The 25,305-nt window shown below is 62.2% G+C and carries 26 protein-coding genes; 20 read left to right on the forward strand and 6 right to left on the reverse strand.

What is annotated here, in order from left to right:
* Nucleotides 1-46: 46 nt before the first annotated feature.
* Both X735_RS143345 and X735_RS143340 read right to left on the reverse strand, forming a co-directional pair.
* The gene (locus X735_RS143345) at nucleotides 47-703 is read right to left on the reverse strand and encodes a uracil-DNA glycosylase (protein ID WP_023812861.1); all 657 of its coding nucleotides are present in this window, start codon (nucleotides 701-703) and stop codon (nucleotides 47-49) included.
* An 11-nt stretch (nucleotides 704-714) separates the two neighbouring features.
* Nucleotides 715-1,296, reverse strand: a complete 582-nt coding sequence (locus tag X735_RS143340; RefSeq protein ID WP_023812862.1) for an NYN domain-containing protein — start codon at nucleotides 1,294-1,296, stop codon at nucleotides 715-717.
* 324 nt (nucleotides 1,297-1,620) lie between these two features.
* On the opposite strand from X735_RS143340, the gene rpoZ reads away from it, so the two are divergent.
* The 14 genes from rpoZ (at nucleotide 1,621) to X735_RS143270 (ending at nucleotide 15,801) form a co-directional block, all read left to right on the forward strand.
* Complete coding sequence (rpoZ, locus tag X735_RS143335; RefSeq protein WP_023812863.1) at nucleotides 1,621-2,022, forward strand: DNA-directed RNA polymerase subunit omega; 402 nt, start codon at nucleotides 1,621-1,623, stop codon at nucleotides 2,020-2,022.
* Between the two features lie 128 nt (nucleotides 2,023-2,150).
* A complete protein-coding gene (locus X735_RS143330; RefSeq protein WP_023812864.1) occupies nucleotides 2,151-4,379 on the forward strand; it encodes a bifunctional (p)ppGpp synthetase/guanosine-3',5'-bis(diphosphate) 3'-pyrophosphohydrolase in 2,229 nt (742 codons plus the stop codon).
* A 50-nt stretch (nucleotides 4,380-4,429) separates the two neighbouring features.
* Nucleotides 4,430-5,008 (forward strand): orotate phosphoribosyltransferase, encoded by a 579-nt coding sequence (gene pyrE / locus X735_RS143325; RefSeq protein WP_023812865.1) that lies wholly within the window; start codon nucleotides 4,430-4,432, stop codon nucleotides 5,006-5,008.
* 50 nt (nucleotides 5,009-5,058) lie between these two features.
* Nucleotides 5,059-5,460, forward strand: coding sequence for a VOC family protein (locus tag X735_RS143320; protein WP_023812866.1), 402 nt, complete (start codon nucleotides 5,059-5,061; stop codon nucleotides 5,458-5,460).
* A gap of 255 nt (nucleotides 5,461-5,715) precedes the next feature.
* The gene (locus tag X735_RS143315; protein WP_023812867.1) at nucleotides 5,716-6,315 is read left to right on the forward strand and encodes a DUF2062 domain-containing protein; all 600 of its coding nucleotides are present in this window, start codon (nucleotides 5,716-5,718) and stop codon (nucleotides 6,313-6,315) included.
* Nucleotides 6,312-6,725, forward strand: coding sequence for a holo-ACP synthase (gene acpS, locus X735_RS143310; RefSeq protein ID WP_023812868.1), 414 nt, complete (start codon nucleotides 6,312-6,314; stop codon nucleotides 6,723-6,725). Before X735_RS143315 ends, acpS begins: the two co-directional genes overlap by 4 nt.
* 78 nt (nucleotides 6,726-6,803) lie before the next feature.
* Complete coding sequence (gene lepB, locus X735_RS143305) at nucleotides 6,804-7,553, forward strand: signal peptidase I (RefSeq protein WP_023812869.1); 750 nt, start codon at nucleotides 6,804-6,806, stop codon at nucleotides 7,551-7,553.
* The gene (gene rnc, locus X735_RS143300) at nucleotides 7,553-8,305 is read left to right on the forward strand and encodes a ribonuclease III (protein ID WP_023812870.1); all 753 of its coding nucleotides are present in this window, start codon (nucleotides 7,553-7,555) and stop codon (nucleotides 8,303-8,305) included. The genes lepB and rnc overlap by 1 nt, the downstream gene beginning before the upstream one ends.
* On the forward strand, nucleotides 8,302-9,225 hold the full coding sequence (gene era, locus X735_RS143295; RefSeq protein WP_023812871.1) for a GTPase Era: 924 nt from the start codon (nucleotides 8,302-8,304) through the stop codon (nucleotides 9,223-9,225). The genes rnc and era overlap by 4 nt, the downstream gene beginning before the upstream one ends.
* 190 nt (nucleotides 9,226-9,415) lie before the next feature.
* Nucleotides 9,416-9,658 carry a hypothetical protein gene (locus X735_RS143290; RefSeq protein WP_023812872.1) on the forward strand — a complete coding sequence of 81 codons (243 nt, stop codon included), beginning with the start codon at nucleotides 9,416-9,418 and terminating at the stop codon, nucleotides 9,656-9,658.
* Nucleotides 9,659-10,362: 704 nt separating this feature from the next.
* Nucleotides 10,363-11,520 (forward strand): porin, encoded by a 1,158-nt coding sequence (locus X735_RS143285; RefSeq protein ID WP_023812874.1) that lies wholly within the window; start codon nucleotides 10,363-10,365, stop codon nucleotides 11,518-11,520.
* A gap of 132 nt (nucleotides 11,521-11,652) precedes the next feature.
* Nucleotides 11,653-12,429 (forward strand): DNA repair protein RecO, encoded by a 777-nt coding sequence (gene recO / locus X735_RS143280; protein WP_023812875.1) that lies wholly within the window; start codon nucleotides 11,653-11,655, stop codon nucleotides 12,427-12,429.
* Nucleotides 12,426-12,944 (forward strand): PaaI family thioesterase, encoded by a 519-nt coding sequence (locus X735_RS143275; protein ID WP_023812876.1) that lies wholly within the window; start codon nucleotides 12,426-12,428, stop codon nucleotides 12,942-12,944. The genes recO and X735_RS143275 overlap by 4 nt, the downstream gene beginning before the upstream one ends.
* Nucleotides 12,945-13,056: 112 nt before the next feature.
* Nucleotides 13,057-15,801, forward strand: a complete 2,745-nt coding sequence (locus X735_RS143270) for a DUF2339 domain-containing protein (protein WP_023812877.1) — start codon at nucleotides 13,057-13,059, stop codon at nucleotides 15,799-15,801.
* A gap of 50 nt (nucleotides 15,802-15,851) precedes the next feature.
* On the opposite strand, the gene X735_RS1000000169970 is transcribed toward X735_RS143270, so the two are convergent.
* Both X735_RS1000000169970 and X735_RS143265 read right to left on the reverse strand, forming a co-directional pair.
* A complete protein-coding gene (locus tag X735_RS1000000169970; protein WP_245273265.1) occupies nucleotides 15,852-16,061 on the reverse strand; it encodes a hypothetical protein in 210 nt (69 codons plus the stop codon).
* A 179-nt stretch (nucleotides 16,062-16,240) separates the two neighbouring features.
* Nucleotides 16,241-16,492, reverse strand: coding sequence for a type II toxin-antitoxin system Phd/YefM family antitoxin (locus tag X735_RS143265; protein ID WP_023812878.1), 252 nt, complete (start codon nucleotides 16,490-16,492; stop codon nucleotides 16,241-16,243).
* Between the two features lie 219 nt (nucleotides 16,493-16,711).
* Between X735_RS143265 and X735_RS143260 the strand changes: the two genes are divergently transcribed.
* The 5 genes from X735_RS143260 to X735_RS143240 all read left to right on the forward strand — a co-directional run bounded on the left by X735_RS143260 (nucleotide 16,712) and on the right by X735_RS143240 (nucleotide 21,186).
* Nucleotides 16,712-17,230 carry an RNA polymerase sigma factor gene (locus X735_RS143260; RefSeq protein ID WP_023812879.1) on the forward strand — a complete coding sequence of 173 codons (519 nt, stop codon included), beginning with the start codon at nucleotides 16,712-16,714 and terminating at the stop codon, nucleotides 17,228-17,230.
* Nucleotides 17,227-18,018, forward strand: a complete 792-nt coding sequence (locus tag X735_RS143255; RefSeq protein WP_023812880.1) for an anti-sigma factor — start codon at nucleotides 17,227-17,229, stop codon at nucleotides 18,016-18,018. Before X735_RS143260 ends, X735_RS143255 begins: the two co-directional genes overlap by 4 nt.
* Nucleotides 18,019-18,328: 310 nt before the next feature.
* Nucleotides 18,329-19,432 (forward strand): peptidase C39 family protein, encoded by a 1,104-nt coding sequence (locus X735_RS143250; RefSeq protein ID WP_023812881.1) that lies wholly within the window; start codon nucleotides 18,329-18,331, stop codon nucleotides 19,430-19,432.
* The gene (locus X735_RS143245; RefSeq protein ID WP_023812882.1) at nucleotides 19,432-20,895 is read left to right on the forward strand and encodes a RimK family protein; all 1,464 of its coding nucleotides are present in this window, start codon (nucleotides 19,432-19,434) and stop codon (nucleotides 20,893-20,895) included. The genes X735_RS143250 and X735_RS143245 overlap by 1 nt, the downstream gene beginning before the upstream one ends.
* A gap of 18 nt (nucleotides 20,896-20,913) precedes the next feature.
* Complete coding sequence (locus tag X735_RS143240) at nucleotides 20,914-21,186, forward strand: DUF3303 family protein (protein WP_023812883.1); 273 nt, start codon at nucleotides 20,914-20,916, stop codon at nucleotides 21,184-21,186.
* A gap of 18 nt (nucleotides 21,187-21,204) precedes the next feature.
* Here the strand turns inward: X735_RS143240 and X735_RS143235 are convergent, their stop codons facing one another.
* Nucleotides 21,205-22,116, reverse strand: coding sequence for a LysR substrate-binding domain-containing protein (locus tag X735_RS143235; RefSeq protein WP_023812884.1), 912 nt, complete (start codon nucleotides 22,114-22,116; stop codon nucleotides 21,205-21,207).
* 111 nt (nucleotides 22,117-22,227) lie between these two features.
* Between X735_RS143235 and X735_RS143230 the strand changes: the two genes are divergently transcribed.
* The gene (locus tag X735_RS143230; protein WP_023812885.1) at nucleotides 22,228-23,118 is read left to right on the forward strand and encodes a fatty acid desaturase family protein; all 891 of its coding nucleotides are present in this window, start codon (nucleotides 22,228-22,230) and stop codon (nucleotides 23,116-23,118) included.
* Between the two features lie 12 nt (nucleotides 23,119-23,130).
* Here X735_RS143230 and X735_RS143225 read toward each other — a convergent pair whose 3' ends face one another.
* Nucleotides 23,131-25,272, reverse strand: a complete 2,142-nt coding sequence (locus tag X735_RS143225; protein WP_023812886.1) for an EAL domain-containing protein — start codon at nucleotides 25,270-25,272, stop codon at nucleotides 23,131-23,133.
* Between the last annotated feature and the right edge of the window lie 33 nt (nucleotides 25,273-25,305).

Here is a 25,305-nt window from a genome sequence, read left to right on the forward strand (position 1 = left end):
CCATGGTTGACTATTGTCAAGGGGAGAAGCTGATTGCTTATCGTGCCTACTTGCCCAAGAACGCCGCTATCTGGCTGAAAACGCTGACGAACATTGCCTCGGTCAGCACGCCGGTATTGGTGTTGTAGCGTGAGCAGTGATAGCTCGAAAACAGCGTGACGCCACCGGCCGGCAGCTGCCCGCCATGCTTGAACGGGTAGGCGGCGACGCGCCCACCCAGTGCCCGCACGGTCGACTGGTGCGCGATCGATCCCAGTGCCAGCACGGCGCGCAAATTGGGGAACCGCGCGATCGTCGGCACCAGGAATGTCCGACAGGTGGCAATCTCTGCGGCCACCGGCTTGTTCTCCGGCGGCACGCAGCGCACCGCGTTGGTGATCGCGGTGCCGACAAGCTCCAATCCGTCGTCGGGTCTGGCCTTGAATTCGCCGCGTGCAAAACCGTGCGAAATCAGCGTCGAGTAGAGCAGGTCGCCGGCATAGTCGCCGGTGAACGGGCGGCCCGTTCGGTTGGCACCGCGAAGGCCGGGCGCCAGCCCGACGATCAGCAGTTGGACCGTCGCGTCACCTTCGGGAGGCAAAAAAGTCGGCACCGGCGCATTGAACCAGGACGGCTCGCGCTGCCGCCATTCGGCGATGAAGTCATGCAGCCGCGGGCAGAGCGGGCAATCGCGGCCGGGTTCGGAGGCGGAAAGGGCGGTCAAGGCGACTGGCCTCAGTAATCGTCCTCGTCGACTTCGGCCGGCTCGGGCCGCCGCACCGACCGCTCGGAGGGATCACGGCCGACCTCGTTCTTCAATGTCATCAGGTCGATGAAATGGTCGGCCTGGCGGCGCAGGTCGTCGGAGATCATCGGCGGCTGCGAGGCCATGGTCGAGACGATCGACACCTTGCGGCCACGCCGCTGCAACGCCTCGACCAGCGTGCGGAAGTCGCCGTCGCCGGAAAAGATGACGTAGTGGTCGACGACATCGGCGAGCTGCAGCGCATCGACCGCAAGCTCGATGTCCATATTGCCCTTGATCTTGCGGCGACCGGTCGAGTCGGTGAACTCCTTGGCCGGCTTGGTGACCACCTTGAAGCCATTATAGTCGAGCCAGTCGATCAACGGACGGATCGAGGAGTATTCCTGATCCTCGACCAGCGCCGTGTAATAATAGGCGCGCAACAGATAGCCGCGCTTCTGAAAGCTCGACAGGAGCTTGCGATAGTCGATGTCGAAGCCGAGTGCACGCGACGTCGCGTAAAGATTGGCGCCGTCGATGAATAGGGCGATTTTTTCACGAGGGTCGAACATGGAAAATATTCCTTCTCGAAATAAACGGCCGTCTAAACGAAATGCGATAGCGTTCGGTCAGGCTCATAATAAACCGGCTGACCTCCATGCCATCCGAGATAGCGCCAGTTTCGCGGCAATCCAAGGGTGCGTGCTGTACTGCAAGCAATTGTGATCGGGACACCGAACACATAACCACAGACAGGTTTTGCCAAATCGGGTGTTTGAACCAAGGTTTGGGCGCCATGCAGCCCGGCCATTGCCATGATGCTTGTATTTTGGCGGCGTTCGGGTTATGGACCGCGCCTGTTTTCCATCAAATCCATCGCATGAAAGGGGCAATCCATGGCCCGCGTAACCGTTGAAGATTGCATCGACAAGGTCGACAACCGCTTCGAGCTGGTGCTCTTGGCCGGCCACCGCGCCCGCCAGATCAGCCAGGGCGCGCCGATCACCGTGCCGCGTGACAACGACAAGAACCCGGTCGTGGCGCTGCGCGAGATCGCCGATGAGACGCTTTCGCCCGACGACCTCAAGGAAGATCTGATCCATTCGCTGCAGAAGCATGTCGAGGTCGACGAGCCCGAAGCCGACGGCGAGGCGATTGCCGATCAGACCGGCGCCGCCGTTGCGGCCACCGACGCCGATGACACCGAGGAGAACGTCACCTTCGACCGGATGACCGAGGAAGACCTCCTGGCCGGCATCGAGGGCCTGGTGCCGCCGGAAAAGAGCGACGACTACTAAGCCAGCGCTCTGGACCTGCCTGGAATACGTTTCCGGCACTTCCGTCCAGTCAGTTTCGTGGCTATCTATGGGATGCGCCGTACGCTAGTGCGGCGCATCAATCATTTCAGCACCGCGAGATCCCGCCCATGATGCGTCAGTATGAGCTTGTCGAGCGCGTCCAGCGCTACAAGCCTGACGTCAACGAGGCGTTGCTCAACAAGGCCTATGTCTATGCCATGCAGAAGCATGGCCACCAGAAGCGCGCTTCCGGCGACCCGTATTTCTCGCACCCGCTCGAAGTCGCCGCCATCCTCACCGAGATGCATATGGACGAGGCGACGATCGCGGTCGCCCTGCTGCACGACACGATCGAGGACACGACCGCCACACGGGCCGAGATCGACGATCTGTTCGGCCCCGAAATGGGCAAGCTGGTCGAGGGCCTGACCAAGCTGAAGAAGCTCGATCTCGTCTCGAAGAAGGCCGAGCAGGCGGAAAACCTGAGAAAGCTTCTGCTGGCGATTTCAGAAGATGTCCGCGTGCTGCTGGTCAAGCTCGCCGACCGCCTGCACAATATGCGCACCCTCGACCACATGCCGGAAGCCAAGCGCCTGCGCATCGCCGAGGAGACGATGGATATCTACGCGCCGCTGGCCGGCCGCATGGGCATGCAAGGCATGCGCGAGGAGCTGGAGGAGATCGCCTTCCGCTTCATCAATCCGGAGGCCTATCGCGCCGTCACCGCACGGCTTGCCGAAATCTTCGAGCGCAACAAGGGCGTGCTGACGGACATCGAAAAAGCGCTGTCCACGCTGTTCGAGAAGCATGCGATCAACGCCGGCGTGAAGAGCCGGCAGAAGAAGCCGTGGTCGGTGTTCCGCAAGATGGAGGCCAAGGCACTGTCCTTCGAGCAGCTCTCGGATATTTTCGGCTTCCGCGTCGTCGTCGATACGGTCGAGGACTGTTACCGGGCGCTTGGCGCCATCCACACCGCGTGGTCGATGGTGCCGGGCCGCTTCAAGGATTACATCTCGACGCCGAAGCAGAACGATTATCGGTCGATCCACACCACCATCGTCGGCCCGTCGCGCCAGCGTGTCGAACTGCAGATCCGCACCCGAGAGATGAACAAGATCGCCGAATACGGCGTCGCTGCCCATTCGATCTACAAGGACACCGGCGGCAAGACGAATGGCGCCGCCCACGCGATTTCGAAGGAAACCAACGCCTATGCCTGGCTGCGGCGCACCATCGAGCAGCTTGCCGAAGGCGACAATCCCGAGGATTTCCTCGAAAATACCAAGCTAGAACTGTTTCAGGACCAGGTGTTCTGCTTCACCCCGAAAGGCATGTTGATTGCGCTGCCGCGCGGCGCGACACCGATCGACTTCGCCTACGCGGTGCACACCGATGTCGGTGACACCTGCGTCGGTGCCAAGGTCAACGGCCGCATCATGCCGCTGATGACGGAGCTGAAGAACGGCGATGAGGTCGAGATCATCCGCTCCAAGGCACAGGTTCCGCCGGCGGCGTGGGAATCGGTCGTCGTCACCGGCAAGGCGCGCTCGGCCATCCGCCGTGCCACCAAGAATGCCATCCGCAAGCAATATTCGGGTCTCGGCATCCGCATCCTGGAACGCGCCTTCGAGCGTGCCGGCAAGACCTTCACCAAGGAGAGCCTGAAGCAGGTGCTGCACAGGCTGGCGCGCAAGGACATCGAGGATGTGCTGGCCTCCGTCGGGCGCGGCGAGCTCGCCTCCACCGACGTCATGAAGGCGGTATTCCCCGACTACAAGGATGAGCGCGTCACCACGGCCGTCCCCAAGCCGCGCGAGGAGGGCTGGTCGAAGATCCGCAATGCCGCCGGCATGCTGTTCCAGATTCCGGGTCGTGCCGCGCGCAAGGACAAGGACCAGCCACGCGATGGCGCCGTGCCGATCCGCGGCGTGCGCGGCGATCTGCCGGTGCGCTTCGCGCCGGAAGGGGCGGTGCCTGGCGATCGCATCGTCGGCATCGTCCAGCCGGGCACCGGCATCACCATCTATCCGATCCAGTCGCCGGCGCTGCAGGCGTTCGACGATCAGCCCGAACGCTGGATCGACGTGCGCTGGGACATCGACGAGCGCACCAAGGAACGCTTTCCGGCGCGCGTATCGGTCACCGCCATCAACGCGCCGGGGTCACTCGCCGATATAGCGCAGGTGGTTGCCTCGAACGACGCCAACATCCATACACTGTCGATGGTGCGCACTGCTCCCGACTTCACCGAAATGCTGATCGATCTCGAAGTCTGGGATCTCAAGCACCTCAACCGGCTGCTGTCGCAGCTCAAGGACAATTCGAGCGTCAGCGACGCAAGACGCGTCAATGGCTAGACCATGCTCCGGTTTCGGACAAAGTCATGGTCAATCAAAAAGAGGCAGACATGAACACCGATGAAGTGCTGGGCATTTTCCGCGAGGCGGGTGCTGTTCTGGAAGGGCATTTCATTTTGACCTCGGGCCTGCGCAGTCCGGTCTTCCTGCAGAAGGCGCGCGTGTTCATGCATGCCGACAAGACCGAGCTTCTGTGCAAGGCGTTGGCCGAGAAGATACGCGCTGGCGTGCCAGGCAAGATTGATTATGTCGTCGGCCCGGCGATCGGAGGGCTGATCCCAGCCTACGAGACCTCGCGTCATCTCCGCGTGCCGGCGATCTGGGTCGAGCGGGAAGGGGGCGAGTTCCGCTTGCGCCGCTTCGAGATCGCCAGGGGCTCGCGTGTCGTCATCGTCGAGGACATCGTCACCACTGGCCTGTCGATCCGTGAGACCATCGAGTGCCTGCGCGATCTTGGCGCCGAGGTGGCGGCCGCGGCCTGCATCATCGACCGTTCGGCCGGCAAGACCGATGTCGGTGTGCCGCTCATCGCGCTTGCCGAGTATGAGGTCCCGGCCTATCCGGCCGACCGGCTGCCGCCGGAGCTTGCCGCCATCCCGGCGATCAAGCCCGGCAGCCGCAACATCTGACGGGGCATTTTTTTCGCCCAACAATGTGCGGCGGTTTTGGGGAAAGCGACATGCGTGAAGACAGATTGGAAATGGTCGCCGGCATCGATCATTTCGTGCTGACGGTCGCTTCGCTGGAAGTGACCTGTGAGTTTTACCAGCGCGTGCTGGGTTTTGAGCGCATCGACGCGGCGGATCGGCCGACGGCGCTGGCTTTCGGTACCCATAAGATCAATGTGCATGAGGTCGGCCGCACTTTCGAGCCCAAGGCGAAGTCGCCGACATCAGGATCAGGTGATTTCTGCCTGATCACCGACCGGCCACTGGATGAGGTCCGTGCCCGGCTCGCGGCCAATGGTGTGGTGGTGGAACTCGGCCCGGTTGAACGTATCGGGGCCCGAGGTCCGATGATGTCGGTTTATTTCCGTGACCCAGACGGCAATCTGGTCGAGGTCAGCGAATACCTGCCGTAGCCGCCGGCGACGATGCGCCTTTCGGCGATGCGACTGCCGGTTCCCTAAATTCGCCGCGATTATCCGATGTTCGAAGCAAGACCTGCCGCCCCGAAGGGCGGCGACAAGCGCGGCGCACAGAAGGTGTTTGGTTGTTCTTGCGCCAGCGCGTCGTTATATAAGGTGGCGATTGCCATAGGGTGATCGTCAAGCGCAAGATGTGGCTGCCACGCCCGGCTGAAGGTGCCGTTGCGGGCGCTGTGGAACGGGAACAGAGTGCTTTTTCGACGCCGCAAGCCTGATGGCTTTTATGAGCGGGTGCGTACCTACCTTTGGCCGCGCCGCTCGTTTTCGCGCTCGCTTCAGTATTTTTCCAAGCGCATCCTGCGGCTGAAGGCCACACCGCATGCGGTTGCGGCCGGTGTTGCGGCCGGTGTCTTCGCTTCATTCTTTCCCGTCGGTTTCCATTTCATCATCGCTGCCCTCCTGTGCTGGGTGATCGCCGGCAATCTGGTGGCGGCCGCTCTCGGCGCGGTTTTTTTCGGCAACCCGCTGACCTTCCCGTTGCTATGGGGCGCGTCGTGGGAAACGGGCAAGCTCATCCTGCATGACCGCCTGCCGACGCATGGGCCGCCGGCACATCTGGGCGAGATGCTGCATAATCTCTCCTTCGCGCAATTGTGGAAACCGGTCCTCGAACCGATGCTGATCGGCGCGGTTCCGCTCGGGCTCGCCTTCGGGCTGCTGTTCTACGCCATCACGCGCTGGGGCATGAACGCTTTCCGCGAACAGCGGCGCAAGCGTCTGGCCGAGCGTGCAAGCCGGCATGCGCAATCGTCCCATCCCGGCGCAAGCATCGGTTCCACCGCGCGATGATCATCGGCATCGGCAGCGACCTGATCGACATCAGACGCATCGAAAAGTCGCTGGAGCGTCACGGCCAGCGCTTCATCCAGAGAATCTACACCGAGATCGAACAGGCCCGCTCCGAAAACCGGCGGGCGCGTGCTGCCTCCTATGCCAAGCGGTTCGCTGCCAAGGAGGCCTGCGCCAAGGCGCTGGGCACCGGTCTGGCGCAGGGCGTGTTCTGGCGCGACATGGGTGTCGTCAACCTGCCCAGTGGCGCGCCGACCATGGCGCTGACGGGAGGAGCGCAGGCCAGGCTGGACAAAATCCTGCCAAAGGGCCACCGGGCGGCGATCCACCTCACCATCACGGATGATTTCCCGCTCGCTCAAGCCTTTGTGATCATCGAGGCGCTGCCCGTCGAAGAAGCGCCACATTGATTGCCTCTGACGACCGGCATTGACGTTGCCCAGCGCGCGCCGAGACTCTATACCATCCAACGCACAATCGAGGACGACATGAGCGTGGCTGAAAAATCCGAGAAGAAATCCGGCGGGCTTGGCGAGACCGTCAGCGTCATCGTCCAGGCGCTTTTGCTCGCCCTGGTCATCCGCACGCTGCTGTTCCAGCCTTTTTCGATCCCGTCGGGATCGATGCGGCCGACGCTTTTGGAAGGCGACTATCTGTTCGTCACCAAATGGTCCTACGGCTATTCGCGCTACTCGCTGCCTTTCGGACCCGATATTTTTTCAGGCCGCATCTGGGGCTCCGAGCCGAAGCGCGGCGATGTAGCGGTTTTCAAGTTCCCGCCTGATCCGTCCGTCGACTACATCAAGCGCGTGGTCGGCCTGCCGGGTGACAAGATCCAGGTCAAGGACGGCCAGCTGTTCATCAACGGCGTCGGCGTGCCGCGCGTGAAAACAGGCCAGATCGACAATCCCGACATCACCGAGGAATCGCGCCCGATCGACGTCTATCGTGAGACCTTGCCCAACGGCGTCAGCTACGACACGCTCGATCTGAATTCGAACTCGATCGGCGACAACACCCGCGAATTCGACGTGCCGGCCGGCCACTATTTCATGATGGGCGACAACCGGGACAATTCCGCCGACAGCCGTTTCACCGTCGGCTACGTTCCCGCGGAAAATCTGGTTGGCCGCGCCAATCTTGTCTTCTTCTCGATCGCCGGCAAGGCGAGCCCTCTCGAAATCTGGAAATGGCCGTCGCTGATGCGCGCTTCGCGCCTGTTCCACTTCGTCAATTGATGGCTTTGAAGCGTCCGACGGGCGAAACTCTGGCCGGTTTGGTGAAGGCCAAGACCGGTCACGTCTTCAAGGATATCCGTTTGCTCGAGACCGCCTTGACGCATTCCAGTGCGGTCAAGGCGGCCAGCAACAACCAGCGTCTGGAATTCCTTGGCGACCGCGTGCTTGGGCTTGTCGTCGCCGATATGCTTTTCGAGAAATTTCCCGATGCGCCGGAAGGTGAAATCGCGCCGCGCTTCAATGCGCTGGTCGATGCGCGGACATGCTCCGAAATCGGCATCGAAATGCAGCTGGAGGATCTGGTCCGCGCCGATTCCGCCTTGAAGATGCGGTCGCGTGGCTCGGGCGGAAACTATCTGGCGGATGCGGTCGAAGCGCTGATCGCGGCGGTTTACGTCGACGGTGGCATCGAGGCCGCGCGGCGGTTCGTCCTGCGCTACTGGGAACCGCGCTCGCATACGGTGATCGCAAAGCCGCTCAATCCGAAATCCGATCTGCAGGAATGGATTGCCAAGACCCGCGATGCGCGCCCTGAATATGTGATCGAGAAACGAGAAGGCCCGGACCACCAGCCCGTCTTCACCGTGTCCTTGCAGGTCCGCGGCTTTGCGCCGATAAGCGGTACTGGCGGCTCCCGCAGGGTTGCCGAAGAAGCGGCGGCTTCGGCATTTCTTGTGCGCGAAGGCGTCTGGGCCACCACGTCGGCCCAAAAACCGGAGCGCGCGCGCTCAAGTGAAGGGAGTGCGGCATGACCGCCACCGAAGAGCCGGCGACCGCAGCCGCCACGCATTCCGGCTTTGTCGCGCTGATCGGCGCGCCCAACGCGGGCAAGTCGACCTTGGTCAACCAATTGGTCGGTGCCAAGGTGTCGATCGTCACCCACAAGGTGCAGACGACCCGCGCCATCGTGCGCGGCATCGCCACGCATGATAATGCGCAGATCGTTTTTGTCGACACGCCCGGCATCTTCAAGCCAAAGCGGCGGCTCGACACGGCGATGGTGACCACCGCCTGGGGCGGCGCCAAGGACGCCGATATCGTGCTGCTTTTGATCGACGCCGAACGCGGCATCAGGGGCGACGCCGACGCCATCCTCGAGCGGCTGAAGGATGTGCGCCAGCCGATGGTGCTGATCCTCAACAAGGTCGACCGGGTCAAGCACGAGGCGCTGCTGGCCTTATCGGCGGCAGCCAACGAAAGGGTGCCGTTCAAGCGCACCTTCATGGTGTCGGCGTTGACCGGTTCCGGCTGCAAGGACGTGCTCGATTATCTGGCCGAGGCTCTGCCGGTCGGCCCCTGGTACTATCCGGAAGACCAGATCTCGGACCTGCCGATGCGCCAACTCGCGGCCGAGATCACGCGCGAGAAGCTGTATCTCAGGCTGCATCAGGAACTGCCCTATTCCTCGCATATCGAGACCGAGAAATGGGAAGAGAAGCCGGATGGCTCGGTGCGCATCGACCAGACCATCTATGTCGAGCGCGACAGCCAGAAGAAGATCGTGCTCGGCCACAAGGGCGAGACCATCCGCGCCATCGGCCAGGCGGCACGCATGGAAATAGCCGGTATCCTGGAACAGAAGGTGCACCTGTTCCTGTTCGTCAAGGTGCGCGAGAACTGGGGCGACGACCCCGAGCGCTATCGCGAGATGGGGCTCGAGTTTCCGCGCTAGACCGAAGGTTCGCGTAGCGACAGCGGCAAGCGGTTTTCGGAGAGTTCAAATAAATCGCTCCAGGTCCATGGTCAGCAATCTGAACATCGACACGGCGCTTGTCAGCCGACTGGTCGCCACGCAGGAGTGATCTTGCGGTCAGGCCGGTCGAGATTGGCAGCTGAGGCTTCTATCTTAGCGACGAGATGAGGTGGAAAAGGGCGATCCCGCCTGTGATCTGGCAATTGCCTGGACGCTTTTCGAGGGCAAAAGCCGGGAAGCGTTCTGCGCCGACCTTCCCGCCGACGAAGCGATGATGTGCAAAGCGCTGATCACGGTCGGCGGATACATCGGCATCAACCCCGTCGAGTTTGAAAAATCCTGGCACGTGGCCGATGAAGTGCTTGCCGATCACGCGCGCGGGCGTGAAGTGCCGAACGGTACGCCGCTCTAGCCAACCAGAACCCTGATCCTGTCGCCGGACCATCCGCCATCGCATGGCGTGACCAGGGACATTCTGGCCGAAGCGATGCTTTCCAGGACCTATGTGTGCCAATCCGCCTATCGAGGCGGGCGACCACGTCGCCTGCGTCGCCAAGGTCGACTGAGAGGCGTCGCGAAGGAATCGCCTTCAACGGTTGACTGCTGTCACAATCAGCGACGCGACAGCGCTCCAGGGGGTTTCGATCGCTTTGGAAGAGGCAGACAGGCTTGGAGGCGTCATCCTGCTTTTCGCCTCGGTATCAAAGTGGGTTTGGCGGATCGGCGGCATCTGACGATAAAGGGGGCGGCAAGATTCAGGCGATTTCGGCGTAAATCAGGTAGATATTCCGCATTATACGGTCATTTTGGAAATATAGCACGTCACAATTGTATTTAGCCGCGAAAGTATCGGTATATATATTTAATAAATGACATTGTGCCAGTTGTGCCACTCGTCGGATTCGCAAGTGTTATTTGTGCAACACAGTATTAATCTGTTCAAGGAATTGGCATTATTCGAGAAATCGTCATTGAAGACAGATGATCGATGGGTATGTTCGCCGCTGAAAAGGGCGAGCGATGCGAGCCTTTTTCGCTGTGGGGGTGAGGCGGGAAAACATTGCCGCCAGCCACAAATCCGAAGCCATTTATAACTATGACTGGAGAGGTCAGAGAATGAACATCAAGAGCCTCCTTCTCGGCTCAGCCGCGGCCCTCATCGCGGCCAGCGGCGCGCGCGCCGCGGACGCTGTCGTCGTTGCCGAGCCGGAACCTGCCGAATACGTCAAGATTTGCGACGTCTATGGCGCCGGCTACTTCTACATCCCTGGCACCGAGACCTGCCTGCGCATCGGCGGCTATCTTCGCTACGACATGGGCGTCGGCGATTCCGGCACGTTCGATGGTGTCAACAACGTTGCCGATCACATGGACGGCGATAGGCACGACACTTATTACAAGAACATGCGCTTCACGCTGAGGACTTATACCGGCCAGGAAACCGAGCTCGGCACGTTGAAGACCTTCACCGAGACCCGGTTCCAGTTCGGCAACTCCTCTGGCGACTATGACGGAAGCTCAAGCACTGGCTGGCAAGCCGGCAATAACAAGGCAGATGGAACCAGCAAGACTTCGCTGAATTTCGCCTGGATCCAGCTCGGTGGCCTGCGGGTCGGCAAGGATGAAACGGTATACGACCAGTTCATCGGCTATGCCGGCAATGTCATCCAGGACACGCTCATCCCGTATGGTGTCAAGGATACCAACCTCATCAGCTACTACTTCGACGCAGGCAGCGGCTTCACGGGCGTGGTCTCGCTCGAAGAAGGCACCGCCGTCAACACGATCGACAGCTACGTTCCGCATGTTGTCGGCGGTTTGAAGTACAAGGGCGACTGGGGTGCGATCACCGGCGTCGTGGCCTATGACAGCAACTATGAGGAAGTGTCCGGCAAGGTCCGTCTGGACGTCAACGTCAGCAAGGAACTGACGCTGTTCGTCATGGGCGGCTACGGCACCAACGACAACATCAACGACTTCGGCACAGGCCGTACCCAATACAAGCCATGGGGCGGAAACTGGGCGATCTGGGGCGGCGGCACCTACAAGTTCAACGACAAGACCTCGTTCAACGCCCAGGTCTCCTATGACGACTGGAAGAACCTCGGCGTCGCGGCCAACGTTGCCTACACCATCGTCCCCGGTTACACGATCACGGCCGAAGTCGATTACCTCAATGCAGGAAAATTCGACGACTTCGATTTCAACAACTGGACCAAGGCCGACAAGAAGAGCAGCGTCGGCGGCATCGTTCGCTTCCAGCGCAATTTCTAACAGATCGACTGACCTCACCAGCCCGCCCGCAGCACATCGCTGCGGGCGGTTTTTTATGCCATTGGCATGAGAGTTACCCAGGGCCAAGCCGATACCTTGATTTCGCCACCCGATCGGTGAAAAGCTCCTGAAATGGAATGGCGCGACGAGGGAATCATTCTCGGCACCCGCAAGCATGGCGAAACCAGCGCCATTCTCGAGGTGTTGACGCGAGCGCATGGCCGTCATCTCGGCCTTGTTCGCGGCGGCCGTTCGCGCAAGCAGCAGCCTGTTCTCCAGCCCGGCAACCGTGTCGACCTGTTGTGGCGAGCGCGCCTTGACGAGCACCTCGGCACGTTCCAGGCCGAAGCGATCGAGATGAACGCGGCCCGGCTGATGGACAGCGCCGTCGCCGTCTACGGCTTGCAGACCATGGCCGCGCATCTGCGCCTGCTGCCCGAGCGCGATGCGCACGAAGGTCTTTACGAAACGCTTGCCGTAATGATCGTCCATCTCGACGATGCCGAAATTGCCGGCGAACTGGTGGCGCGCTTCGAGCTTCTGGTGCTGGACGAACTCGGCTTCGGCCTCGATCTCAGTCAATGTGCCGCCACCGGCACGCGACAGGACCTGGCCTATGTCTCGCCGAAGTCGGGACGCGCGGTATCGCGCGAAGCCGGTTTGCCTTGGCGCGACAAGATGCTGACTCTGCCGGCTTTCCTGCAGCGCGGCTCCGGCCTGCGCGCCGATGCGGCAGCGGTCGAGGACGCCTTCCGGCTCACCGGCTTCTTCTTCAACCGCCATGTCTATGAGCCGCGCGGCTTCGAGCCGCCAGACGCTCGTACCGGCTTCCTCGCCGCCTTGCGCAAACATCACGCGCGCGGCAAGGCCATAGCTGGCGAGGACGCAGCCAGAGAAATCATCACATGAGCGAGGTCGAACTTTATCCTGGCCGGGTCTCACCGCTCGGCCTCGGCACCATTCCGCACGCCGACATCCTGAAATACACCGGTTTGGAATTGCTGCAGCGCATCGTCGACGGCAAGTATCCGGCGCCGCCGATTTCCTTTCAGCTGAATTTCACTCTCACCGAAGTCTCGGAAGGGCGCGCTGTCTTTCGTGGCATGCCGAGCGAGCGCCATCTCAATCCGCTGGGCAGCGTACATGGCGGCTGGGCGGCGACGCTGCTCGATTCGGCACTGGCCTGTGCCGTGCAGACGCTGCTCGAAAAGGGCGAGGCCTATACGACGGCGGAGTTCAAGGTGAATTTGACGCGTCCCATCACGCCGAGGACCGGCGAGGTGGTGTGCGAGGGCAGGGTTGTTCACAAGGGCCGCACGTTGGCGGTGTCGGAAGCGACGTTGAAGGATGCCGGCGGCAAGCTGCTGGCTTTCGGCACCGAAACATGCTCGATCTTTCCGGCCGCCAATCTGGCGGCGCGTTGACTGGCGGCGCATTGAGTTTTCCGAGCTTGGATTTTCTGGCCGCTTGGCCGCCGCATTTGAATGTCAGTACGACGGATGTCAGTGAAAACTGGCCTGGTTTGGGGGAACCGCCATGTTTGAAAGCCTGATCGGCCTTGTCGCCATCATCGCTTTGTTCGTCATCATTTCGCGCCAGCAGAGCCGCATCGGCCTTGTCGAGCGCGAGCTTGGCGCGCTGCGCAGCCTGGTCCTTTCCGGTGCCGTGCCGCCTGCGGCCCAGTCGTCCGAACAGGTGGACGACAACGCGCCCGCCGACATGGCTCCGGACGCAGCGGCTGCGACCGATATCGTTCCGCCGGAGGTAAGCGCATCAGTCACCGCCCCGGCGCCAGCCACGGACACGGAAGACTCGACCGGCGAGATCGTCTCCGGGCCGTGGACCGCTCCAGAACCGGCACCGAAGGCGGTGGATCCCGCGGAGCTTCCCGGAGCGGCGAAAGCCGCCCGCCAATCCGATGTCGAAACCGCGCTCGGCACCCGCTGGGCGGTCTGGGTCGGAGGCATCGCACTGGCGCTGGGCGGCCTGTTCCTAATCCGCTACACCATCGAAGCCGGCATTTTCGGTCCCGGCGTGCGGCTGAGCATGGCCGGCGTGCTCGGCCTTGTGCTGGTCGCCGGCGGCGAGTTCATCCGGCGCACCGGCTTCAAAGTACCGGTGCAAGGCGCTGCCGGCGCCTATATCCCGGCGATCCTGACCGCGGCCGGTGCCTTCATCCTGTTCGGCACCGTCTATGCCGCGCATGGCATTTACGGCTTCATCGGCCCGGCACTTGCTTTCATTCTGCTTGGCGTCATCGGGGTGGCGACGATCGCGGCAGCCCTTGTCCATGGCCAGGCGCTGGCCGGCATCGGCCTTGTCGGCGCCATGGTGACGCCAGTGCTGGTCGCCTCGCAGGCACTCAGTCCCTGGGCGCTGTTCGGCTATCTCGCGATCGTGCTCGCAGCGACCGGCGTCATCGCCCGCATGCGCGACTGGAAATTACTGATCGCGGCCGCCTTTTTCGGCACCGGTGTCTGGACCATCCTCTATATGACCGATGCGCCGGGGGCGAACCTCTCCGCCATCCTGTTCATCGACGCCGTCACGCTGGCTGTGCTGGCCCTTGTCTGGCTCGCTCGCCGTGGCGATGAAACCGGGCCGGCCAGGGTTTTCGACTGGCCGTCTATCGTGCCTGGCTTGTTCATCGCATTCTCGGCGCTGGGCCTGTCGGTCGACCCGGTCTTTGCAGCCGCCGGCGATGCCTTGCCGGGCGCGGTGGTGATCGCCGCAATGGTGGCTGTCGCGCTTTATCGTCCGCTGGCGCTGCCGCTCCTCTATGCCGCGGGACTGGTCATGGTGCTGATCTATCTCGGCATCATCCCGCCAACCTCGATCGCTTCCGATTTTTCGGGCGGTGCCCTGGGCGTCGACGGACTGCCGGTGGCCACGTCCAACGCGCTGACCTTGCGCATCGGCATCGTACTTGGCCTGGTTTTCATCGGCGCCGGCTTCTGGGCCGCACGCCGGTTCGCCGCCGGCACGCAGATCCGCGCGGCCTCATGGGCAGCGTGGGGCGTCATCGTCCCGCTGGTCGTCCTGCTGGCGCTCTGGTTCACTTTCGGCAATCTCGACCGTGACTTTGTCTACGCTGCCGCGGCGGCACTGCTGGTCGTCATTTTCGCCGCCGGTGGCGAGTGGATCGCGCGGGCCGAGGAGCCGCCGCTCAAGGGCGGTGTCGCGGTGTCGTTTGCCCTGGGCGGCGCGGCCATCGCCGGGCTCCTGCTCATGCATATGGCTTTCGATTCCGGCTGGACCACCATCCTGCTCGGTGCGGCGGCCATCGTGCCGGCGCTGGCCACGCGCCGGCGCGCCTATCCGGTGCTCGGCTGGATTTCGGTCGGCGCTGTGATCGCGGTGCTTGGCCGCGTCGCTTTCGACCCGACCATTGTCGGCGCCGGGTTCCTGTCGAGGACACCGGTCTTCAACTGGCTGTTGCCCGGCTACGGCGTGCCGGCGCTGGCCTTCGGCTTCGCCGCCTGGCAGCTCGCCCGCACCACGAATGGCCGGCCGCGCCTTGCCATGGAGGCGGCTGCGGCGCTGTTTGCGCTGCTCACGCTCGCCATGCTGGTGCGCCACGCCATGCACGGCGGCGTCATCGACACGGGTGCCATGACGCTCGCCGAACAGTCGATCTACACGCTGATCGCCATTGGCGCCGGCGCCATCCTGGTCGCCATCGACATGCGCTCGCCAAGCTCGGTGCTGCGCTATGGTTCGATGGCCGCCGGTGTGGCCTCGGTCGCCTTCATCGTTGTCAGGCATTTCGTCTTGCTGAACCCATTGTTCACCGACGAATCGACCGGCCGCATCCCGGTGTTCAACCTGTTGTTCCTCGCCTATCTCCTGCCGGCGATCGCCGCCGGGGGACTGGCGCTCTACACCAGGGACAAGCGGCCGAAATGGTATGCGCAGATGCTGGCTGTGGTGGCTGCCGCACTTGCCTTCGCCTATGCCACGCTCTCGGTGAGGCGTCTGTTCAAGGGCGAGTTCATCGGCTTGTGGAGCGGCCTCGGCCAGCTGGAAACCTACACCTACTCGGCGCTTTGGCTGGTCATCGGTGTGGCGCTGCTCACCGCCGGCGTCTGGCTGAAGTCGCAGGTGCTGCGAATTGCCTCGGCCGCGCTGATCGCGATCGCCGTGCTGAAAGTCTTCATCTTCGACATGTCGGAGTTGGAGGGAGTGCTCAGGGCGCTGTCCTTCATCGGCCTCGGCGCGGTGCTGATCGGCATCGGACTGTTTTATCAGCGGCTGCTGACGCGGGCGGCGAAGGAGGGATGACACGCTTGCTTCCGTGAACAGTTCTTACCGGTTCATGGACCGCCTATTCGCTATTTTCGGATGGTGCCACGCACGCGGCGTTGTACGACTGCCTCTTTGATGAGGCCCGCGATCTTGCGGACAAACGCCGGGCTGAAGGGGCCTATTGGCTTCGTCGTGACCAGATCATAAGCTTCGTCGACTTGTACGCGGTTGTACTCGTCTAGAATCAGCCACGACGGAAAATCGAGCCCACCTCTGCGGCACTCGATTTCGCTCACGGCAACATGCGTGTGGGACTGGTCGGGCTTTTGCGAAGTGAGCGGGAACAAGAAGAGTGCGGCAGGCGTTGCCGGGCGTTCTAACCACAATGCAGACGGGCCGCGCCTTGCGGCCGGACTCCTCGCCGACATCAGCCTGCCGCGCCCATAGATAGTAGTATCGAAGCAAATCGCCGGGCTTAAGCATCCGGCTTGTCGCCGGTTGTGATGGCCTCCAATCCGGACATGAGTTCATCGTGGATCTCGTCCGGCGCGTCCTCAAGCGTGTAGGCTACGGCATGAGGCGAACTGACGAGCTGCCGGTATTGGGTGGCTGACAGGATGATCAGCTTCTCCTTGCCACGTTTCGTGAGAGCGACAGGCTCGATCATTGCCGTTTCGAGAATTTCGCCGGACGCCCGGTTCATGTCTGAAAAGGTGAACTGCTTCATCGGGTGGTCCTCATACGTATTTCACCTATTGTGCATATTTTACGTATCTAAGCAATCGATTTGCCGCTGCCTTCCGGTCGGGAATAAATCGGCACCAGCCAGCGTTATCTCATTGCTTGGGTGACCGGAGCGGCGGACCGCTTCGCGCTGGCCGCTTGCGCCGCGCCCGGAAGGCGCGTTCAATCGGATCAACAAGGGCGACCTCGAAAACCAGCGGTCATGGACGAAAAGAAGGCAGCAATCCTTGGCGAAATACCGCGCCTGCGCCGCTACGCACGCTCGCTTTTGCGCGACCGCGACGCTGCCGACGATCTCGTCCAGGATTGCCTCGAGCGGGCGCTCGTGCGGCTCGACAATTGGCAGACAGGAGAAAGCCCCCGGAGGTGGCTGTTTACGATCATGCATCATTTGTTCATCGACCAGATGCGCAAGGTGAACCGTCGCGGCGAGGCGGCGATGTTGCCGCTGGAGGCGGGCGAGGCCGTTGCCCAGCCGGCCGAGCAGATGGAGAGCATTGCCTCGCGCGAGATCATCGACGCATTGCAGGCGATCAGCCCCGACCGTCGCGCAGCCCTTGTCATGGTTGCCATCGAAGGTTTTTCCTACGCCGAAGCCGCCAACATTCTGGGCGTGCCTGCGGGCACGCTGATGTCGCGCATTGCGCGCGGGCGTGAGGAATTGCGCGGGTTGCTGGACGACACGGCGCGCCGCCGGGCGATAAGGATCGTCGAGAAATGATCCGCCGCGACTTTTCCGAACGTGACATCCACATGGCGCTCGATGGCGAGCTGCCCGGCGATGAGCGCTCGGCCTACGATGCCTGGCTCGACGCCAATCCCGAGATGAAGGCCAAGAGCGCCCGTTTCACCGCCGACCGAGCGGCGCTGCGTGCCGCCTTCGCCGACGTGCTGGACGAAGCCGTGCCTGCGCGGTTGCGCAAGGTCGTGCTTGGCGAGACGCCGGTCAAGGCATCTGTGCCACGCTCACGCTGGTGGCTTGCCGCTGCTGCCGCCGTGCTTCTGGTCACTGGCGGACTTGGTGGCTACTTTGCCGGCATCGATGGCATCGGCCAGGAGGACCCGGCGGAAGATCGGCTGGCCGAGCAGGCAATCGCGGCCCATGTCATCTATGCCGCCGAAAAGCGGCATGCCGTCGAGGTGCCGGCCAGCGACAAGGACCATCTGCAGACCTGGCTGTCCAACCGGATAGGGCTGAAGCTGGTGGCGCCGGACCTGACCGCCGACGGATTCCAGCTGGTCGGCGGCCGGCTGTTGCCGGCAGGCGAGAGCAAGGCCGCCATGCTGCTTTACGAGGACGGCAATGGGCAGCGTATCTCGCTGTTCGTCACCACGGAATCGACCGAGAATGCCAAGGGCACCTACGCCGCCGCGCAAGACGGACCCGAGGCCGTCTACTGGCTGGACAAGGGCTATGGCTGTGCCGTGGTCGGCTCCTTGCCGCGCGAGCGGTTGGCCGAGGTCGCGAGGAGCGCCTACACGCAACTTGTAAACGGGCTGGCAAGCTGAACGGCATCGCTTTTGCCGGTGCCGTCGATGCGCGAATGCTGATCCGGCCGAAGGACCTTTTGCGCCCGTCGGGCCGGCGTCGGATTTGTCACAATTCGGCCCTAATCGAGGTGCGATAGCGCTTGATGAATGCCGTCGCATCGCCCCGAAAATCGGAAACGGTTTTTGGAAACCCGAGGCGAAGATTCAAGGTGGTGGAGCGGACTTCGTGCGCCCAGGTGGACGCCGGTTTTCCCAACGCCCTGGTTGGCGTCAAGGACGTGTTCGAGTAGGGCCATTTCCACCACCAATCGAGGTTTTCTGAAGCCGCATGCCTGCCGAGATCCGCACGGCCCGCGCGTCTGACGTCGATGATCTCGCCGCCATTGAGAAAGCTGTTTTCTCAAGCGACCGTATTTCCCGCCGCTCCTTCCGCCTGTTCATCGAGCGTGAAACCGCCGAGACGCTGGTCGCCGAAGTCGACGGCCGCGTGGCCGGCTATGCGATCGTGCTGTTTCGCAAGGGCAGCGGCGTGGCGCGCCTCTACTCGATTGCGACCAGTCCGTTTTTCGGCGGACTGGGTGTCGGCCGCATGCTGCTCGGATCCGCCGAAGATGCCGCCTTCGAGCACGACCGCATGATGCTGCGCCTCGAAGTTCGCGAGGACAACAGCCGCGCGATCCGCATCTACGAACGGGCCGGTTATCACAAGATCGGCCGTGAGCCCGGCTACTATGAGGATGGCGAAACGGCACTTCGCTACGAAAAGACCTTGCGTGGCGGCATTCCGATCGCCACCAAGGTTCCGTTCTACCCGCAGACCTGCGAATTCACCTGCGGCCCGTGCTGCCTGATGATGGCGATGGCCAATTTCGATCGCGGCTTCGTGCCGGATCCGGTCATGGAAATCCGCCTGTGGCGTGAAGCGACGACCGTCTTCATGATGTCGGGTCCCGGTGGTTGCGAACCGTTCGGCCTTGCTGTCTCGGGCTACGAAAGCGGGCTCGCGGTGGAGATCTACGTTTCCTTCTATGGCGCGCTGTTCCTGCAATCGGTGCGCAGTGAGGACAAGCGCAGGGTGATGGAACTGGCCCAGGTCGACTTTCGCCGACGCGCGGAACTTTACGGTATCCCGGTGAATTACCGTGCATTCACAATCGACGATATCCGCGCTGCGATCGCTGGGGGAAAGCTGGTGCTGGTGCTGATCAGCGGCTTCCTGATGTTCGGCAAGAAGGTGCCGCACTGGGTGCTGGCGATCGGCGATGACGGCGACCATATCCTGATCCACGACCCTTGGGTCGAGGATGAAAGGCAGGAGACCATTCTTGATGCAGCCAACATTCCCGTGCCTTACGGCATCTTCATGAACATGGCGCAGTTCGGTCGCGATGGACTGCGTGCCGCCATCACTCTGGGAAAGCGTGACAGATAATGACCTGGGTCATCCTTACCGGCAGGCAGAGCGATCTCGACCAGGTGGCGACACCGCACAAGATCATCACCAATCGCGACTATCTCGCGCATCCGTCACTGTTTCGCGGCCAGCGGCCGAAGGTCATCAACCTGTCGAACAATTACGCCTACCAGAGCCGCGGCTACTATGCGTCGCTGCTGGCAAGCTCGCGCGGCCACAAGGTGATCCCGACGGTCGAAACGATGATCGACCTTTCGGAGCGCAAGCTCTATGAACACGCGCTGCCGGAACTGGAGCTGGCGCTCAACAAATGCCGCAAGGACCTCGGCGACGTTTTTCCGCAAAAGGTCTGCATCTTCTTCGGCATCGGCCCGTCGAAAATCTGGGACCGCTTCGCCAAACTTCTGTTCGACTGGTTCCGCGCGCCGGCGCTCGAAGTCCACATCAAGGACAGCGCCGAATGGGCCTCGATCCGCAAGATCGGTTTCCATCCGCTGGCGCGGATGACCGAGGACGAGGAAAAAAGCTTCATCCAGTGCCTGGAGACCTACACCAACCGCGAATGGCGCGACACCAAGGGCCGCACGCCGGCGCGCTACACCTTCGCCACGCTGGTCGACCCGCATGAGGAATTGCCGCCCTCGGAGATATCGTCGCTGCGCTATTGGGCCAAGATCGCCGAGAAGATGGGCGTCGAAATCGAGCCGATCACCAAACGGGACCTCGCCAAGCTCGCCAATTACGACGCGCTGTTCATCCGCGAGACCACCTCGATCTCCAACCACACCTATCGTTTCGCCCGCCGCGCCCAGCAGGAAGGAATGCCGGTGATCGACGATCCGCTGTCGATGATCCGCTGCACCAACAAGGTCTATCTCAACGAGCTGATGGCCTACAACAAGGTGCCGGTGCCGCCGACGGTGATGATCGCCGGCACCTCGGATCTCGAACTGGCGGCGCAGACCCTGGGCTTTCCGCTGGTGCTGAAGATCCCGGATTCGTCGTTCTCGCGCGGCGTCAAGAAATGCGCCAATTTCGAGGAACTGAAGACGCTGGCCACCGAATGGCTGGAGGATTCCGACCTTCTGATCGCGCAGAAATTCATTCCGACCGAGTATGACTGGCGCGTCGGCGTGCTCGGCGGCCAGCCATTGTTTGCCGTGCACTATCTGATGGCCAAGAAGCACTGGCAGATCGTCAACCACAAGGCCAACGGCAAGCCCGACCAGGGCGGCATCAAGACCTTCACGCTAAAGGAAACGCCGGCGCATGTCGTCGAGACGGCAGTGAAGGCGGCGCGCTGCATCGGTGACGGGCTCTATGGAGTCGATCTCAAGGAGACCAAGGACGGCGTCTTCGTCATAGAGGTCAACGACAATCCCAACCTCGACCATGGCTGGGAGGATTCCGGCGAGAAGGACGAGGTCTGGGTGCGGCTGACGCAGTGGTTCCTGGAGCGGCTGGACCGGCCGGGGCGGTAATTTGATCGGGGGTAGAACATGCAGTTCATCGTCATCGAGGATTTCACCGGCTGCGATCGCAAGGAGATCTACCGTCGCTTTCGCGACCGGGGCCGCCTGAAGCCGGACGAGCTTCTCGTGCACCACAGCTGGATCGCGGCGGACATGAGCCGTTGCTTCCTGCTGGTGGAAGCCAATGACGTCACGCTGCTGCAGCGCTGGGTCATCGAATGGGCGGATCTGGTGGAATTCGAGATCGTTCCCGTGGCGACAAACAAGGACATGGCTGAGGCATTGAGCGGGCACCTCTGATCATCGCCGCACACTACGTCAACGCAGTGCCGGCGAGCCGACTGCGCGCCGACACTCGTCGATCAGCCACAGGCGAAACGCCGCCACGACATCGCGCCTGGCGCTGCGCTCCGGGATCGTCAGGCAATAGGGCTGGCGCAGCTCCAGTGCCTGGGCGAGGGGCCTGACAAGTCGGCCGTCTGCCAGCGCCGCGGCACAGTAGATCCCTTGCGCCAGCGCCACGCCCAATCCCGAAATGGCAAGGTCGAGTGCCGCGCGCGATGAGTTGGCCGAGAGGCCGCGCTGCGCTGCCCGGCCGGGCTCGATGCCGGCCGCCTCGAACCAGTTGTGCCAGGACGGAAAGGACGCACCAGTCGGTCCCCAGCCCGTGTGGATAAGCGGCAGGCTGGCCAGGCCCTCGGGTTTGATTGTGTCCGCCAGCCCGGGGGCACACACGGGATAGACTGCGTCCTGGACGATGTCCTCGGTCGGGTGCTCGCGATAATGCGGCCCATAGGAGAGCCTGATGTCGATCAGTTCACGGTCGAACGGCACCGGGTCGTCGTCGCCTCTGAGCGATATGTCGACGACGCCATGGCTTGAGGCAAAACCAGCGAGACGCTGCGAAAGCCAACCCATGGCCATGGATGGCGACACCGACACCACAAGGCGTGGGCGGAACGTATCGCCGCCCAGCTGGCGCGCGACGCTGCCGATCTCCTGGAAGGCCATGGTCAGCCTGGGCAGCATCTCGACGCCTGCCTCGGTGAGGACGACGCGCCGGTTGACGCGGTGGAACAGCTTGCGGCCCATCTGCTCCTCGACCGTGCGGATGAGCTGACTGACGGCAGCGGCCGACACCGAAAGCTCTTCCGCCGCCGCGGCAAAGCTGCCTATACGGGCCGCAGCCTCGAAAGCTTGAAGCCCTTTGAGAGAAGGAGGTACGGCCATAATCACCGAATAGATAAGTTCAGCTTATCTAGATTGCAGAAATCGTCGTTTTTGGAAAGGTTGTTCATTGGCTACAGTGGGTTCATCAAACTCCAGTCTGGATCGAAGCACGTGGATCATCGTGACGTAATTTCATCGCTGACGCAGGAGGAGCGCAATCGGCTGACCGCCAAGTCTGATGTTGCGGGCCTCGTTCAGCTTGCTGCTCATTGGGGCGCGATCATGGTCGTCGGATCGCTGATCGCCGTCAAGGTGCCGTTCTGGCCACTGCTGATGCTGCCGCAAGGTATCCTCATCGTCTTCCTGTTCACGCTGCTGCACGAAACGGTCCATCGCACGGCCTTTGAGTCGCAATGGCTGAACGATGCCGTGGCGCGGGTGTGCAGCCTGGCGATCGCGCTGCCGGCGGACTGGTTTCGCTATTTCCATTTCGCCCACCATCGATACACGCAGGACCCGCAGAACGACCCGGAACTGGCCTTCCCCAAACCGGAGACATGGCGGCAATATCTCGTCCACATATCCGGCATCCCTTTGTGGTGGGGCCACCTCAAGACGCTTTATGCCAATGCGATGGACCGCGGCCGGGAAAGCTACGTTCCGCCAAAGGGCTATGACAAGGTGCGCATCGAGGCACGCGCCATGATTGCCTTTTACGCCGTGGTCCTTCTGCTGGCCGTCTATTTCCGGCTCTCGGTGCTTCTCTATGTCTGGATCTTGCCCGCTCTGTTGGGGCAGCCGTTTCTGCGCCTCTATCTCTTAGCCGAGCACGGCCGTTGTCCGTTCGTCGCCAACATGCTGGAGAACACCAGGACCACGCTGACCAACTGGCTGGTCCGCAGGCTGGCGTGGAACATGCCGTTCCATGCCGAGCATCATGCCTATCCAGGCGTGCCGTTTCATCAACTGCCGCGGTTTCATGCGCTGATCGAGCGGCATCTCAAGGTGGTCGAGCCCGGCTATGTCAGCTTCCACGGCAAATACATCGACACGCTGCGTTGACGATGGCCGGCCTCAGCCGGTCTGGCTGTGGAGCGCTCGGGATTTCAACAGACGCTGGATCTCGGCGGCCGTTGACGGCACGCCGATCAGATAGCCCTGCGCCTCTGTACAGCCATTGCCGCGCAGGATGTCGAGTTGCGCCTCGGTCTCGACCCCCTCGGCGGTGACAGTGATGCCAAGCTCGGCGCCCAGCCCGATGACGGTGCGAACGATCGCCGCGGCGTCACGATTGCCCAGGTCGTGGATGAACGAACGATCGATCTTGATCTTGTCGACGGGAAAACGCCTGAGATAGCCGAGCGAAGAATAGCCGATGCCGAAATCGTCCAGCGCGATACGGATGCCGAGTTCGCGCAACTGCCGCAGCGTCCTTAGCACCGCCTCGCTTTCGTCCATCAGCACGGTTTCGGTGATTTCAAGCTCCAACCGACCGGCTGGCACGCCGGAGAAAGCCAGCGCCGAGATGACGCTGCGGGCGAAGCTGCCGCTTTTAAGTTGCACGGCCGAGACATTGACCGCGACGCGCAGGCCGGCGGGCCAGTCGGCCGCCGCCGTGCAGGCTTTCCTCAGCGCCCATTCGCCAAGCGGCACGATCAATCCGGTGTCTTCGGCGACCGGAATGAAGCTGTCCGGCGCCACCGTGCCGCGTGTCGGCGAATGCCAGCGCATCAAGGCTTCCGCGCCGACGATCTCCCCGGATGCGATGTTCATGATGGGCTGGAAATCGAGGTCGAACTCCTGGCGCGGCAGCGCGGTCTCAAGGTCGACCTCCAGCGCACGCCGTGCCTGTACCATTGCGTCCATTCCGGGTTCGAAGAACCGATACAGATTGCGCCCTTCGCTCTTCGCCCGGTAAAGCGCTGTATCGGCGTTCCTCAGCAGCGTGTCGGCATCTCGGCCGTCGTCGGGGAAAACCGCGATACCCAGGCTGATTCCGATATGCATCTCGCGGCTCTTGTCGCGGAACGGTTTTCCGATTGTCTCGACGATGCGCTTCGCGAGTTTTTCAGCACTGGCAATGCCCTTGAAATTGAACTGGATGATGACGAATTCATCGCCGCCGAAGCGGGCGACGACGTCGTTTTCATTATGCAGGCAGCGCTGTAGTCGCTCGGCCACGCTCTTCAGAAGCCAGTCGCCGGCCGGATGTCCCCAGGTGTCGTTGACCGCCTTGAAGCGATCGAGATCGAGCGAGAAGATCGCCAGCGGCGTGGCCGCCGTGTCCTCCAGCGCAAGGTCGAGCCGTTCGCGGAACATCGAGCGGTTGGGCAGGCCGGTCAGCATATCGTGATGCGCAAGATGGGTCATGCGCTCTTCGGTACGGCGGCGCTCCGTAACATCGTCGAAGGTCGCCACCCAACCGCCGCCGCTCATCGGCTGGCGGGTGACCAGAACCGTCCTGCCGTCGGTAAGATGCCGATAGGCCGAGTGCATTTTTCTCGCCACCAGGCAGGCCTCGGTCTTGGCGACTTCGCTGTCGACATCGATCTTCGTATAGATGCCGAGCTCCAGCAATCGTTCGAGCGCGTCGCGGTGCGTTGTTCCAAGCGGGAAGTCCGCCGCGGTGACGTTGTAGAGTTCTAGAAAACGCCCGTTGCGCACGATCATCTTGCCGTCGGCGTCATACATCAGCAGGCCTTGCGACATGTTGGCGAGCGCTGCGTCGAAGCGGCGGTGCTGCTCCTTGAGATCCTCTTGCGCGCGGCGCTGCTCGGTGATGTCTTCATAGATCGAGACCCAGCCGCCCAGAGCCAGAGGGCGGTGCGAGATGCTGACGATGCGGCCGTCCGACAGTGTTTCTTCGTAGGTCGACGGCTTTGCCTGATCGATATAGGGCTTGCGGATGGCGTAGAGTTCGTCGGCGGTTTGCGAGGCGATGCCGATATCGGCGCTGTGGCGCAGAATGTCGAGGAACCGGATGCCGGGCCTTATCACGCTGGCTTCGAGGCAAAAGATGTTCAGGTAGTTGCCGTTGCAGATGATCATCCGCTCGTCGGCGTCGAACATGCACAGGCCGTGCGACATGTTCTCGACCGCAGCCGAAAAGCGTTGGTTCTGCTCGCGCAGTTCGTCTTCCATGTGGCGGGAGTGGTCCATGCCTTCGGCCTCCCGTTTCGGGATGGTCGGACCATCCTTGGCATCAGCGACGGGCATGAGCGCGCCTGCGGACCGTGATCGAACGCGCTA

Source organism: Mesorhizobium sp. L2C084A000 (assembly GCF_000502875.1).
In the GTDB taxonomy this organism is placed as follows: Bacteria; Pseudomonadota; Alphaproteobacteria; order Rhizobiales; family Rhizobiaceae; genus Mesorhizobium.

Excerpts from the sequence above, each read along its gene's own strand:
- lepB (WP_023812869.1), top strand. The coding sequence starts at position 6,804 with ATGAGCGTGGCTGAAAAATCCGAGAAGAAATCCGGCGGGCTTGGCGAG.
- X735_RS143250 (WP_023812881.1), top strand. The coding sequence starts at position 18,329 with ATGCCTGCCGAGATCCGCACGGCCCGCGCGTCTGACGTCGATGATCTC.
- era (WP_023812871.1), top strand. The coding sequence starts at position 8,302 with ATGACCGCCACCGAAGAGCCGGCGACCGCAGCCGCCACGCATTCCGGC.
- X735_RS143320 (WP_023812866.1), top strand. The coding sequence starts at position 5,059 with ATGCGTGAAGACAGATTGGAAATGGTCGCCGGCATCGATCATTTCGTG.
- X735_RS143225 (WP_023812886.1), bottom strand. The coding sequence starts at position 25,272 with ATGCCCGTCGCTGATGCCAAGGATGGTCCGACCATCCCGAAACGGGAG.
- X735_RS143235 (WP_023812884.1), bottom strand. The coding sequence starts at position 22,116 with ATGGCCGTACCTCCTTCTCTCAAAGGGCTTCAAGCTTTCGAGGCTGCG.
- X735_RS143245 (WP_023812882.1), top strand. The coding sequence starts at position 19,432 with ATGACCTGGGTCATCCTTACCGGCAGGCAGAGCGATCTCGACCAGGTG.
- X735_RS143285 (WP_023812874.1), top strand. The coding sequence starts at position 10,363 with ATGAACATCAAGAGCCTCCTTCTCGGCTCAGCCGCGGCCCTCATCGCG.
- pyrE (WP_023812865.1), top strand. The coding sequence starts at position 4,430 with ATGAACACCGATGAAGTGCTGGGCATTTTCCGCGAGGCGGGTGCTGTT.
- X735_RS143275 (WP_023812876.1), top strand. The coding sequence starts at position 12,426 with ATGAGCGAGGTCGAACTTTATCCTGGCCGGGTCTCACCGCTCGGCCTC.
- X735_RS143260 (WP_023812879.1), top strand. The coding sequence starts at position 16,712 with ATGGACGAAAAGAAGGCAGCAATCCTTGGCGAAATACCGCGCCTGCGC.
- acpS (WP_023812868.1), top strand. The coding sequence starts at position 6,312 with ATGATCATCGGCATCGGCAGCGACCTGATCGACATCAGACGCATCGAA.
- X735_RS143340 (WP_023812862.1), bottom strand. The coding sequence starts at position 1,296 with ATGTTCGACCCTCGTGAAAAAATCGCCCTATTCATCGACGGCGCCAAT.
- X735_RS143255 (WP_023812880.1), top strand. The coding sequence starts at position 17,227 with ATGATCCGCCGCGACTTTTCCGAACGTGACATCCACATGGCGCTCGAT.
- X735_RS143270 (WP_023812877.1), top strand. The coding sequence starts at position 13,057 with ATGTTTGAAAGCCTGATCGGCCTTGTCGCCATCATCGCTTTGTTCGTC.
- rnc (WP_023812870.1), top strand. The coding sequence starts at position 7,553 with ATGGCTTTGAAGCGTCCGACGGGCGAAACTCTGGCCGGTTTGGTGAAG.
- X735_RS143240 (WP_023812883.1), top strand. The coding sequence starts at position 20,914 with ATGCAGTTCATCGTCATCGAGGATTTCACCGGCTGCGATCGCAAGGAG.
- recO (WP_023812875.1), top strand. The coding sequence starts at position 11,653 with ATGGAATGGCGCGACGAGGGAATCATTCTCGGCACCCGCAAGCATGGC.
- X735_RS143330 (WP_023812864.1), top strand. The coding sequence starts at position 2,151 with ATGATGCGTCAGTATGAGCTTGTCGAGCGCGTCCAGCGCTACAAGCCT.
- rpoZ (WP_023812863.1), top strand. The coding sequence starts at position 1,621 with ATGGCCCGCGTAACCGTTGAAGATTGCATCGACAAGGTCGACAACCGC.
- X735_RS143265 (WP_023812878.1), bottom strand. The coding sequence starts at position 16,492 with ATGAAGCAGTTCACCTTTTCAGACATGAACCGGGCGTCCGGCGAAATT.